This is a genomic window from Enterobacter sp. RHBSTW-00975, assembly GCF_013615235.1.
Lineage (GTDB): Bacteria > Pseudomonadota > Gammaproteobacteria > Enterobacterales > Enterobacteriaceae > Enterobacter > Enterobacter ludwigii.
Map to the genome: position 1 here is coordinate 2,224,732 of NZ_CP055883.1, position 12,196 is coordinate 2,236,927.

At 53.3% G+C, this 12,196-nt stretch carries 15 protein-coding genes; 4 read left to right on the plus strand and 11 right to left on the minus strand.

From position 1 onward, the window contains the following. Positions 1-149: 149 nt before the first annotated feature. The 3 genes from HV340_RS10690 to HV340_RS10700 all read right to left on the minus strand — a co-directional run bounded on the left by HV340_RS10690 (position 150) and on the right by HV340_RS10700 (position 2,598). Positions 150-1,073: a LysR substrate-binding domain-containing protein gene (locus HV340_RS10690; RefSeq protein WP_014169993.1), complete on the minus strand. Its 924-nt coding sequence runs from the start codon at positions 1,071-1,073 to the stop codon at positions 150-152. Between the two features lie 186 nt (positions 1,074-1,259). Then, entirely contained in the window at positions 1,260-2,144 is an 885-nt protein-coding gene (locus HV340_RS10695) for an SDR family oxidoreductase (protein ID WP_014169994.1), read from the minus strand. Between the two features lie 64 nt (positions 2,145-2,208). After that, positions 2,209-2,598: a YdeI family stress tolerance OB fold protein gene (locus tag HV340_RS10700; protein WP_014169995.1), complete on the minus strand. Its 390-nt coding sequence runs from the start codon at positions 2,596-2,598 to the stop codon at positions 2,209-2,211. Positions 2,599-2,736: 138 nt separating this feature from the next. On the opposite strand from HV340_RS10700, the gene HV340_RS10705 reads away from it, so the two are divergent. Genes HV340_RS10705 through HV340_RS10720 form a run of 4 tightly spaced genes read left to right on the plus strand, consistent with a single transcriptional unit; the run spans position 2,737 to position 5,230 of the window. Next, positions 2,737-3,240, plus strand: coding sequence for a hypothetical protein (locus HV340_RS10705; RefSeq protein WP_041162595.1), 504 nt, complete (start codon positions 2,737-2,739; stop codon positions 3,238-3,240). A gap of 9 nt (positions 3,241-3,249) precedes the next feature. Beyond that, positions 3,250-3,696 carry a YetF domain-containing protein gene (locus HV340_RS10710; protein WP_020884195.1) on the plus strand — a complete coding sequence of 149 codons (447 nt, stop codon included), beginning with the start codon at positions 3,250-3,252 and terminating at the stop codon, positions 3,694-3,696. 11 nt (positions 3,697-3,707) lie between these two features. Further along, positions 3,708-4,226, plus strand: coding sequence for a 2-oxo-tetronate isomerase (locus HV340_RS10715; RefSeq protein ID WP_063924969.1), 519 nt, complete (start codon positions 3,708-3,710; stop codon positions 4,224-4,226). Positions 4,227-4,243: 17 nt separating this feature from the next. Beyond that, positions 4,244-5,230 carry an SDR family oxidoreductase gene (locus tag HV340_RS10720; RefSeq protein WP_025204235.1) on the plus strand — a complete coding sequence of 329 codons (987 nt, stop codon included), beginning with the start codon at positions 4,244-4,246 and terminating at the stop codon, positions 5,228-5,230. Here the strand turns inward: HV340_RS10720 and HV340_RS10725 are convergent, their stop codons facing one another. From HV340_RS10725 to HV340_RS10760, 8 genes are all read right to left on the minus strand, one after another. Then, positions 5,231-6,856 carry an alpha-amylase family protein gene (locus HV340_RS10725; protein ID WP_181216524.1) on the minus strand — a complete coding sequence of 542 codons (1,626 nt, stop codon included), beginning with the start codon at positions 6,854-6,856 and terminating at the stop codon, positions 5,231-5,233. Between the two features lie 8 nt (positions 6,857-6,864). Next, positions 6,865-7,875: a cytochrome d ubiquinol oxidase subunit II gene (gene cydB / locus HV340_RS10730; RefSeq protein ID WP_181216525.1), complete on the minus strand. Its 1,011-nt coding sequence runs from the start codon at positions 7,873-7,875 to the stop codon at positions 6,865-6,867. Then, positions 7,875-9,278, minus strand: a complete 1,404-nt coding sequence (locus HV340_RS10735; RefSeq protein WP_014170002.1) for a cytochrome ubiquinol oxidase subunit I — start codon at positions 9,276-9,278, stop codon at positions 7,875-7,877. Before HV340_RS10735 ends, cydB begins: the two co-directional genes overlap by 1 nt. A gap of 68 nt (positions 9,279-9,346) precedes the next feature. Next, entirely contained in the window at positions 9,347-10,219 is an 873-nt protein-coding gene (locus HV340_RS10740) for a manganese catalase family protein (RefSeq protein ID WP_020884190.1), read from the minus strand. A 16-nt stretch (positions 10,220-10,235) separates the two neighbouring features. After that, positions 10,236-10,742, minus strand: a complete 507-nt coding sequence (locus HV340_RS10745) for a ferritin-like domain-containing protein (protein ID WP_014170004.1) — start codon at positions 10,740-10,742, stop codon at positions 10,236-10,238. A gap of 25 nt (positions 10,743-10,767) precedes the next feature. Beyond that, positions 10,768-10,971, minus strand: coding sequence for a hypothetical protein (locus HV340_RS10750; protein WP_020884189.1), 204 nt, complete (start codon positions 10,969-10,971; stop codon positions 10,768-10,770). A gap of 23 nt (positions 10,972-10,994) precedes the next feature. Then, the gene (locus HV340_RS10755) at positions 10,995-11,489 is read right to left on the minus strand and encodes a ferritin-like domain-containing protein (RefSeq protein ID WP_020884188.1); all 495 of its coding nucleotides are present in this window, start codon (positions 11,487-11,489) and stop codon (positions 10,995-10,997) included. 91 nt (positions 11,490-11,580) lie between these two features. Beyond that, complete coding sequence (locus tag HV340_RS10760; RefSeq protein ID WP_020884187.1) at positions 11,581-11,760, minus strand: general stress protein; 180 nt, start codon at positions 11,758-11,760, stop codon at positions 11,581-11,583. Positions 11,761-12,196 lie beyond the last annotated feature (436 nt).

Genomic DNA, 12,196 nt, shown 5'->3' on the forward strand with positions numbered 1-12,196 from the left:
AGCATGCGAACCATTTGGTGAATTCGCGGCTATGATAAAACTGTTAAATTGTTTTACGCAATTGTTAATGGATGATTTCGCATTTTTTGACCACAGAAACAAAAAACCCGTCGACAGGACGGGTTAGTGGTTGAAGTTGTAAAGGCGTCTCAGGCAGGCATGGATTTGCGGATGGCGCTGAGCAGCGTCTGCGCACCCGGGGAGAGCGGGGTATCCACGCGGGTTAATATACCGATAGGTTCGCCCGCACCTGGCGACGTTACCGGCAGTGCGGTAAGCGTGCCCTGGCGAAGATCATCTTTCACCGCGCCGGAGGGAACGAACCAGACGTAGTCATAATCCACCGTAAGCTGGCGCGAAAGCGAGGCCGACAGCGTTTCGATGCAACCTGAAGGCAGTGAGCAGCCCTGCATCTGCAGCAGTGTCTCGGCGTTCTGACGCGGAACGGTGCCTTTTGGGGATACCACCACCGGCCACTCCATCACGCGGCTTAACGTCACCGTATCCTGCAGCAGGGGGTGGCCGGGACGCACGACCAGCTTCAGGGATTCCAGGAACAACAGCTCGTAGTTAAGCCCGCCCATAAGCTCGGGGTCGGACATGCGCCCGATACCGAGATCCAGTTCGCCGGATTTTAGCCCGGCGAGCAGCATAGTGTTATTCATGGTGGCAACCTGAATAGTGGTATGCCGCTGATGTTTGTGGAACTGTCCAATGACCGGAGGCAGAATGCCGAGCGCCGCCGTTGGCAGGGCACCCACGCGCACAATCTCCGTGGCGTGCTCCTCTTTGCGGTTGAGCGACTGTCCGGCAGTATTCAGCGCATCGAGAACCTTGACGGCGTGCGTAAGAAATTGTTCACCCACGAGGGTGAGTTGTGCCCCCAGCCGACCGCGGTCGAAGAGACGGGTTCCGGTGAGTTGTTCCAGCTCGTTCAGCGTTTTGGAGAGCGCAGGCTGGCTTAGGTTGAGAGTTTCAGCCGCTCGCCCCAGCGTTCCCTGTTGAGCGACGGCCACAAATGTATGCAAATGGCGCAAGCGTATGCGCTGACTGAACAGACCATTTTTTTCCATAGGCGATGTTAAAAACAGAGCGATGCGGGTGACAAGCTAAGTTGTTTAATTTTGATAACTTGATAGCAAAATATTTTTAACATTTGATCTGTTTGAGTTACAACATGTTTTTTGGCAGGAGGGAGAGGAAGAACGTCCTTGTTCTTTTCGAGCACATTGAGAGCGTTACGTCAGTGTATAGCCGGGTTAAATCACGCCATCACCGCCGTCAGAGCACCATACCTGACCGGAGGTAAATGAACATTCATCCGAGGCCAGCGTGACATAGAGCGGTGCGATTTCAACAGGTTGACCCGGACGCCCCAGCGGGGTATCACCACCAAACTCTTTCACTTTTTCCATCGGCTGGCCGCCGCTGGATTGCAGCACCGTCCAGTAAGGACCCGGGGCAACCGCGTTGACGCGTATTCCTTTTGGACCAAGCTGTTTCGCTAAGGATTTGGTGAACACCGCCAGACAGGCTTTTGTCTGGGCATAATCCAGCAGCACAGGGCTGGGCTTAACCGCCTGGACGGAGGAGGTATTAATGATAGAGGCCGACGGTTTCAGATGGCGCAGCGCCGCTTTGGTTATCCAGAAAGGCGCATAGACATTGGTTTTGAAGGTCGCGTCAAAATCTTCCGTGGTGAGCTCTTCAAGGGATTCCCGGTATTGCTGACGACCAGCGTTATTCACCAGAATGTCCAGTCCCCCCAGTTTGGCCACCGCCTCTTCTACCAGATTCTGGCAGAACGTCTCATCACGGATGTCACCCGGCAGCGCGACGGCAATGCGTCCTTCCGCTTTGATAAGCTCAATGACGTCAACCGCGTCTTTCTCTTCTTCAGGCAGATAGTTAATTGCGACGTCAGCCCCTTCACGGGCGTAAGCGATCGCGACTGCGCGACCAATACCGGAGTCACCTCCGGTGATCAATGCTTTCTTGCCGGCAAGGCGGCCATGCCCTTTATAGCTCGTTTCCCCGTGGTCGGGTACGGGTTGCATTTCTGATGCCAGTCCCGGCGGCGTTTGCGGTTGCTCCGGGAAAGGGGGTTGCGGGTAAGCGTTCTGACGTTGTGTAGTATCACTCATAGCTGACTCCTTAAGCCAAGGGGTGAGATTTGATGGATAGTTGCAGCGTTAACGCTTCGCTGAATTATTTCTGCAAATGATCGACGCGCACGACAGGCGGCGATGATTTCTTATCAAGCGATCCGTTGATACTGATCATCTGATCGGGTTTTACTGTTCTGCCGTCGAATACTGCCTGGGGAATAATAACGTCTATTTTTCCGGTTTTATCCTGGAATACAAACTTATCGCCGCTACCGTCAATAAGGTTTCCGCGTAATGAAATAGTCGCACCATCATGCATTTCTTTTGCATGATCGATGGTCATAATTCGTGCATCATCGGTTCCACGATAACCGCTATCCAGTGCGTGCGGCGGTGGCGGTGCTTCACCTTTTTGTAACCCGCCGTTATTATCTGCCCATGCGGTCGGTACCAGAAATATCAAAAAAGCGGAAATAAGCGATAATTTCATCTGATATCCTTCATTTTGTGTGTCTTGACTTATTAAGTATTGTTGCTATTCCTTTATGTGGCAAATGTGATAAGTCTTAAAAACATTCGCTTTTGAAATCAAAAATATCGGTTAATAAGCGAAACGGTGATAGCCGCCATGAAGCGTCAAAGTGATAAGCTACCTGGGATAGATGAGAATTACCGATTGCTGACGTTTGAATATGGATTTCGTCAGGTGGGTTTTATTGTCCTGCTGGCCATTATCGTTGCGGCGATAGCGGGCTTCTTTTCAAGCGGAGTGGTGAGTGATACGCAAAGAACAAACTCGGCAAAGTCGCTGACCATCAACTACGAGCGCTTTGGCCGACGCCAGACGGAGTCGAAGATCCACCTTTCATTCCCGGTCAGAACAGAAGGGAAATACACCCTGAGTGTGACCAGCGAGAGCAACGATGTTTACGAGCCAGGAAGCGTTTGGCCGCAACCGGACAGCATGTTCAGTCGCGGGAATACACTCTTTTTTGTTTATAACAACCTGAAAATGTCCGACAACTTCTCTGTCTTACTTTTCACGACCCCTGCACGCGCAGGTAAATGGAACAATGTCGTTCGCATAAACAACGAGCCGGAAATCCCTTTCTGGCAATTTATTTACCCGTAGGAGGCTGATATGGATATGGTCTTTCGTGCGCTGGCTATTTATCTGTTCCTCGTCGTGGTATTTAAAGTTGCCGGACGGCGCGCTTTGCTGCAGATGACCAGCTTTGATCTGATTCTCCTGTTAATTATCAGTGAGGCAACGCAACAGGCGCTGCTCGGGGAAGATTTTTCGGTCACCGGCGCAATGATTACCATTACCACGCTGGTGGTAGTGGATATTATCTTTGGGATAATGAAAAAATATTTCTCACCGGTAGAAAATATTCTTGATGGTACTCCGGTGATATTGGTTGAGAACGGCGTGCCGTTAGCAGATAAACTCAAAAAAGTCGACGTTTCCTGTGATGATATTCTGGTATCGGCACGCCAGAATAATGGTGTTACGCAGCTGAGTGAAATTAAATATGCCATTCTTGAGCGCAATGGACATATTTCAATCATTCCTTTTGAGAAGTAAGAGGCCACGAAATGAGCAACCTTCACCATGATAACAATTATACCGTCGCCGAACTGACCAAAAAAGTGGCGAGCAAATTGACAGACTTAGGGCTTCGCTTAACCACGGCAGAATCCTGCACCGGCGGAAAACTCTCCGTCGCCCTTTGTGCTGAAGAGAACACGGCCGAATTTTATGATGTCGGCCTGGTCGTGTTCAGTGACGGCGCAAAAGAGCGCATTCTGGGCGTGCGTCCTGAGACCCTTGAACGGTATACGGCCGTGAGTGAACCGACGGTAACCGAAATGGCCGCCCGGATTCTGGAGATTGCCCAGGCGGATGTCAGTATTGCCATCAGTGGTTATGCCGGGCCAGAAGGGGGCGACGATGGCACGGCGGCAGGGACCGTTTGCTTCGCCTGGAACCTTCGCGGACACACGGAAACCCGTACCGTCCTGTTTTCCGGCGACTGCCAGGATGTGGTTGAGAAGGCGGTGCAATATTCATTGTCTGAATTAGTGACCAGATTATCCGGCTGGGATAACGAGTAAATTAACGCGGAGGTTCTATGGCTGTGATTGTCATTACCGGCGGTACGGCGGGTGTGGGAAAGGCAACGGCGCTGCACTTCGCAAAGGCAGGCTACGATGTGGGCATTATTGCCCGCGATGAGACAAGCCTGCACTCGACCCAGGAGGAGTTAACGCGATTTGGCGTCAAAGCCTGTGCGGTACAGGCGGATGTCGCCGACAGCCAGGCGGTGGTGGACGCGGCAAACGAGATTGAATATCGCCTCGGCGCGATTGATGTGTGGGTTAACAATGCGATGGGTGCGGTGCTGGCACCGTTTCGTACCCTGACGCCCGATGAATTTCGCCGCGTCACTGACGTGACCTATCTTGGCTTCGTAAACGGAACCCGCGCCGCGCTGGAATTGATGGTGCCACGCGATCGCGGCGTGATTATTCAGGTCGGGTCCGCGCTGGCCTACCGCTCGATCCCGTTACAATCGGCCTACTGCGGCGCCAAAGCGGCGATTCGGGGATTCACCGATGCGGTGCGCACGGAACTGATGCATGAGAACAGCCGGGTGCAGCTTTCAATGGTGCAGATGCCGGGGCTGAATACACCGCAGTTTGACTGGGCAAGAAACAAATTCGCCTGGGCTATGCGTCCGGTTCCGCCAGTGTTTGAGCCTGAAGTTGCCGCGAGCGCGATTTTTAAGGTCGCGCAAAAACCGGTGCGCGAACTGTGGGTGGGCAGCAGTACCATTCAGTCGATCGTCGGACAATTCCTCTTCCCGGGTTTCCTGGACCGGCTAATGGTGAAGAAGGCCTGGGAAGGTCAGATGACTGACGATCTGAATGACCGGGATCGCCAGGATTATCTCGACCAGCCGGTCAACGACCTGCACAAAATCCATGGGCGTTTTACCCCGGAAGCGAAAAACCGCGCCACGGCGATCACGTCAGGTGTGCCCGGGAAAGTCCTGTTAGGCTCCCTCGCGGTGGCGGGCGTTGTGCTGACGCGGCTCATGACCCGGCGTAAAAGGTAATCAGCACAGCGCGCTACGGTTAGTCCAGAACCAGCGATAGCCGTAGCCGCTGAGGGTAAGCTGGACGGTTTTGCCACAGACTAACGCGTCGTCATAGCGTTTATCCGCCAGGCAGGCGGTCCAGGTGGCGTGACGGATCCCGCGGGCGGTAAACTGGACCGACTTGTCGCTAAAGTTAACGAAGGTCAGGATACTGCGCGCTTCGGCCTCGTAATAAATGCCCAGTACCGCGTCATCATCAATATTGATGAGACGAAACGGTGCGACAGCAATCTCCGGAAATTCAGAGCGCGTATTGGCCATGTCGATGATCCGGTGCAGCAGGGAATTGCGGTGCAGCAGGGAATCGGCCACGTTGATTTTCTGATAACGCCAGGGACCGCGATCGATGATTGGGGCGATAAACCGCTCAGGATCCGCTGCTGAAAAGCCACCGCCTTCTGACCCCGCCCACTGCATTGGCGTTCGCACGGCATAGCGCTCTTCCAGCGTCAGATCATCACCCATGCCAATCTCATCGCCGTAGCGCATGACCGGCACGCCTGGGAGTGAGAAGAGCACCGCGTGGCAGAACGCCAGCCGTTTTTGATCGCCCTTTAACATCGGTGCCAGACGGCGTCGTATCCCGCGCTGGTAGACGTTCATCTCTTCGTAAGGGGCGAAGGTGTCGACCACAATCTGTTTCTCTTTTTTACCAATCCCTTCCAGATCTAACTCATCGTGGTTGCGCAGCCAGTTGGCAAAGCAGCACGAGTCAGGCGGGACAATCATCTTCCTTATGGCATTGCGCAGCGGTCGGGCGCTTTTCCTGGCAAGGCTGACGTAGAAATACTTATTGAGCCAGAAATTCAGCACCAGATTCAGACGGTTATTTTCGCCGAAATAGTCTTTATACGCCTCCACGTCGACGTCCACCTCACCGAGCAGGATCGCTTCCGGATTACGTGCTTCAATAAGGCGGCGCATATGCTCCAGGATCCATAACCCCTTTTTCTCGTCACCGCCGCCTGCCTGCGCGGTCAGGTGCGTTGCGGCATCGAGGCGAAATCCCGACACCCCGAGCTTGAGCCAGAAGAGGATAATATTTTCGATCTCGTTGAGCAGCGCGGGGCAGCTCAGATTCAGGTCGGGCTCGTGGTGATAGAACATATGTCGGTAGTATTGCCCGGCCTCGTCATCCCATGTCCAGACGCTCTCTTCCACGCCGGGAAACATCGGGGAGGTATCGTCCTCGTTATTATCCGACCAGATGTAATAGTCACGAAAAGGTGAAGTTGGGTTGCGGCGCGCCTGCTGAAACCAGGGATGGGCGTCCGAGGTGTGCTGAATCAACAGCTCAATAATGACCTGCATACCCAGCTCCCGGGCCTGTTCAATAAAGGCGATAATGTCGGCCAGCTTTCCGAAGCGAGGATCAACCTGCAGATGGTCGCTGACGTCGTAGCCTTCATCCAGAAACGGGGTGAGGTAGAAAGGGGTGATCCAGATAACCGTCGCCCCCATGCGGCGAATGTAGCGCAGCTTTGCGCCAATCCCGGCGATGTCCCCGCAACCATCGCCGTTTAAATCATAAAAGAGTGCAGTATCAATCTGATAAATAATGGCTCGGGTATGCCAGTCTGCCATAGTTCACCTCAGTGATAACCTTCCGTGTCGGAAACTTTGCCCCGGAAAACGTAGTAGCTCCAGGCGGTGTACACCAGAATCACCGGAATAATCAGTAACGTTCCGACCAGCATAAACAGCTGGCTGGCCGGTGGTGCCGCAGCCTCCCACAGGGTAATGTGCGGCGGAATAATGTTAGGCCACAGGCTAATTCCCAGACCGCTAAATCCGAGGAAGATCAGCCCAAGGGTCAGCAGGAAGGGACGCGAGTGGCTGGCCGGGTTGCGCGTCAGTCGCCAGATCCACAGGCTAAACACGCCTACCAGCAGGGGAACCGGCAGGAACCAGATGAAGTTGGGGAAGGTAAACCAGCGGTAGGCAACGTACTGCCAGCCGAGTGGCGTCCAGATACTCACCACCGCGATCACCACCACCAGCGCCAGCAGCACGTGCCGGGTCAGCTCACGCATGCGGTTTTGCAACGCGCCTTCACTTTTCATGATAAGCCACGTAGTACCGAGCAGGGTGTAGGCCACTACCAGCCCGATGCCGCAGAAAAGATTGAAGGGCGTTAACCAGTCAAGGGCGGAGCCGACAAAACGCCGGCCCTCAACGTCAAAGCCGTTAATCACTGCTCCCACCACCACCCCCTGGGTGAAGGTGGCAAGCAAAGAGCCGCCGGCGAAGGCGTAGTCCCAGAATTTGCGGTGCGAAGGCGTTGCCTTAAAGCGGAACTCAAAGGCCACGCCGCGAAAGATAAGGCCAATTAACATGGCGGTAAGAGGGATGGTCAGCGCATCGATAATCACCGCATAGGCCAGCGGAAACGCGCCGAATAACCCCGCACCACCGAGCACCAGCCAGGTCTCGTTGCCGTCCCACACCGGTGCCACGCTGTTGACCATTACGTCACGCTCTCTGGCATCGCCCACGAAGTTAAAAAGCAGCCCGATGCCCAAATCAAAGCCATCCATGATGATATACATCAGCGTGGCGAATACGATGATAGCAAACCAGATAACTGAGATATCGACGCCCATCAGTTTCTCTCCTGTTCCGGAACAGACTCAGCGGCAGACAGCGGACGGGCAGGGGTGCCCGAGGTATTTGACGTCAAGGTATCAACGGGCTGCGGACCTTTCTTGATAAGCCGAATCAGGTAGACGTAGCCCACGCCAAACACCGACGAATAGACCACAAAGAAGGCCAGCAGGCTAATGCTCATCTGCAGCGTGCTGTGCAGCGAGACCGCGTCGATCGTGCGCAGATAGCCATACACCACCCACGGCTGACGACCCACTTCGGTGGTGACCCAGCCGGCCAGCAGCGCCAGTAGGCCCGCCGGTCCCATGCACAGCGCGAACCAGTGGAAGGGCCGCGACTGGTAGAGTCGATGGCGATAGCGTAGCCAGACGCTGACCAGACCCAGCGTGATCATCAGCAGACCCATGCCGACCATAATGCGGAATGACCAGAAAACAATCGGTGAGTTCGGGCGATCTTCTTTCGGGAAGTCTTTCAGTGCCGGGACCTGTTTATCCAGGCTGTGGGTCAGAATCAGACTGCCAAGGGCAGGAATTTCCAGCGCGTAGCGGGTGCGCTCCTGCTCCATATCCGGCAGGCCAAACAGCAGCAGCGGTGTCGCTTCGCCTGGCGGGTTCTCCCAGTGACCTTCGATGGCAGCAATTTTGGCTGGCTGATGTTCGAGGGTATTCAGGCCATGCATATCACCGACGATGGCCTGAATGGGCGCGACCAGCAGGGCCATCCACATCGCCATGGAAAACATGGTGCGTATCGCGGGCGTGTCGTTACCGCGCAGCAGATGCCATGCGCCCGACGCTCCCACAAACAGCGCGCTGCTCAGGAACGCGGCGATAGCCATGTGAATGAGACGGTAAGGGAAGGAGGGGTTAAAAATGATGGCCAGCCAATCCTCCGGAATGACCTGACCGTTCTGAATACTGAACCCCTGGGGCGTGTGCATCCAGCTGTTGGAGGCGAGGATCCAGAAGGTGGACATCAGCGTACCCAGCGCGACCATACAGGTCGAGAAAAAGTGCAGGCCCGGGCCGACCTTGTTCCAGCCGAACAGCATCACGCCAAGAAAACCGGCTTCGAGGAAGAAGGCGGTTAAGACTTCATAGGTCAGGAGGGGGCCGGTGATACTGCCGGCAAACTGTGAGAATCCGCTCCAGTTAGTGCCGAACTGATAGGCCATGACCAGACCGGAAACGACCCCCATACCGAAGTTAACGGCAAATATCTTTAGCCAGAAATGGTACAGCGAGCGCCACACCTCATTTTTGGTGCGAAGCCACATCCCTTCGAGCACCACCAGATAGCTGGCAAGACCGATGGTGATCGCCGGGAAAAGAATATGAAACGAGACGGTAAAAGCGAACTGGATTCTGGCGAGGTGAAATGCGTCGAGTTCGAACATGGTCCGTACCTCTGGAACTGTTGCGCACGAGGATTGCCAGGCAGTCCGGGGCTGCCTGGCAAAATCGGTTACGGTTTTTTCTTCCCGGCACCCAGTTCGGCGCCGGTCAGCGGGTCGGAATGTGGATCGGACTTCGTGCGGGCCGACATCGCTTTGACCAGCGTGGCCTGTTCGGTCGTCAGCGTCACGCTTGCACTCCCGTCTCCGCCGTCAACGGCAGGTTGGGGGGATTCAACGTAGTCGAAATGTTTATCGCTGTTCCAGCTTCCGCGAACCTCTCCACCTTCAGACATATTGTAGTACTTGTTGGTGTATTCCTCGATTGGCGGTAGTTTTCCCGGAGGGAAATTATTACGAATGGACTGAAGCGCCTTCTCAAAGGAGAGCTGATGCGCTGCCTCACGCGTCATCAGAAACGCCAGCGCATCCTTCACGCCCGGATCGTCCGTGACGTTAATCAGCCGTTCATAGATGATCTTCGCTCGGGCCTCGGCAGCCACATTTGAGCGCAGATCGGCGGTCGGCTCGCCAATGGTGTCGACATAAGCCGCCGTCCACGGCACCCCGGCGGAGTTGGTCAACGGAGTACCGCCACCGTAAAGCAGGGAGGTAATATGGCTGTCGTTACCGTTTTCGGTCATGGACCGATACAGCTCGGCTTCATTTTCCACGCCCTCCGCCAGTGCGCCTTTAGCCCCTTTATTAAGCATACCCACCAGGGTACCGATAATTTCAAGGTGGCTTAACTCTTCGGTCGCGATATCCATCAGCATATCTTTACGACCCGGGTCGTCATCACTCAGCCCCTGAGTAAAGTAACGGCAGGCGGCGGCCAGCTCGCCCTGAGGACCGCCGAATTGTTCCAGTAATAAATTGGCAAGGCCGGGATTCGGTTCGGCAACCCGAACCGTATATTGTAATTGTTTGACGTGTCGAAACATGTCTTCTCTCCTGAGGTTATTTTTTTGCTTCGACACCGGATGCGTCTGAACGCAGCAGGAACTGTTCGGTGGTCTGTGGAATGTGGCGAATCAGCCAGTCGGCCATCTCGCGCTCTTCCGCCAGGATACTTTCGATGGCGGGCACGGAAGCCATGTCGCCCGCTTTTTTGGCCGCGGCCAGCAGGGAGGTGTAGCAGGCTATTTCAAACTGTTCGAAAACATAGCCGCTGATAGACCCTTTGACGATCTCATCAGAGGGGAACATCCCGCCAATGGACTGTCCGAGCGCCGCCATTTTACTCATCGAATCTTTTAAAACCGAACGCGAAATATCATTACGGTCGAGGATCTCTTCCAGTAAGGTAATTTGTCGCTTCGTTTCACTAATATGCTGCTCAATTCTGGCGCGAACATCGGGATAATTATCGATACGGCTGGCCATGGATTCCAGCATAGATTCGGCTTGCTTTTCCATCGCATGGGCATCGCGTAGCCAGTCATGGTAGTGTTCTACGTGATTCATTATAATGTCCTCATTATGGTATCGCTTATTTGGTCTCACTCTCAGCAGCCTGATCGGCACGCGCAGCACTGTAGCCAGATAAATGGCCGACAATATTGGCGTAGATACTGATGATAATGACCCATAGCACGCTGCTCTTCCACCATAAAACGGAAGGGATAGCGAGTATGAACCATATTATTGCTGCCGTTAAATGGCACCGTTTAATAGTCCTGGGACTGATGCTCATTTTATTTAACCTTTGCTATAGCGTCATTTTTGCGCTTTTTGGTTAATATTGCCTACGGCCAGGTCGGTAAGTTTAAGATCGGTTTCTTTCTCTTCTTCCAGCGTTTCGGCCAGAAGTTTAACGGCTTTTTTATAGCCCAGTTGTTCTGCTAATGTGGCGAGGGTACCGTAACTGGCAATTTCGTAATGCTCCACTTTTTGTGCTGCGGCAATTAATGCGGCGTCACGCACCTCATTTTTCTCGGTGCTCTCAATGACCTCATTGGCCTCTTCAATCAGGCCTTCCATTGCTACGCACTTCATACGCTTGAGCTTAAGGCCAGATTCTTGCTCAATAATCTGGTCGATACGCTCAATCTGTCCCTGCGTCTCTTCAAGGTGTGCACTAAAGGCTGCGCTCAGTTTTTCACTGGAGGCAGCACGAGCCAGTTTGCCGAGCGCGCGGGTCAGCTGCTTCTCAGCGCTGTAGGTATCGGACAGGAGGTGAATAAACACATCTTCGACACTTTTCATATTCATCATTACGCTCCGGTAAAATAAAGAAGGGGTACTGCGAGCCTGGAGGCCCGCAGCATGCTCTCTGTTTTAAATAAAAGAGATTTACATCAGATCAGGAGTTTTTACGGCCACCACCGTGGCTGTTTTCTCCTCCTTTCTTACCTGCTTCAGATGCGCGTTGCGGATCGTTTTTAAAATTACCGCCGCTGTGCTGGCCACCTTTACGTCCAGCTTCTGATGCTTTTTCACGGTCTTGTGCGAAATTACCGGAACCACCACGATGCTCTGCCATATTAAACCTCATATATTGGTTATGTCAGTTAAGATACGAAAATATTCCGTATCACTCGTCGTTCGAATAATAACTTTAGTCGGTGTTTCATATTCGTCAAATATGTTTTGTAAACCATCGCTTCGTTGCTGAGATATTTCTGATGGTTAACGCTTCGTTTAATATGAATATATCCTGGATGGCTTGCGGTTAACTGCCTGTCTTCATGGAGTTAATCCGCGAGCCGCAGGGGATAACTGTTTTTTCTTGCATTGTTTATGCCTGAAGCGCGTGCGGCAGTCTAAAAATTACAGACTAATCTTAAGGAGAAATATTGAAAATCCGCTTGTTGCGTTAACGAAATAAGATATATGCCACTAATATTTGTTTTTAATGAGATATTACCTCTTAAGATAATGCTATTTATTACCTCTTAATGGTTAAGCGATGAGGTTAT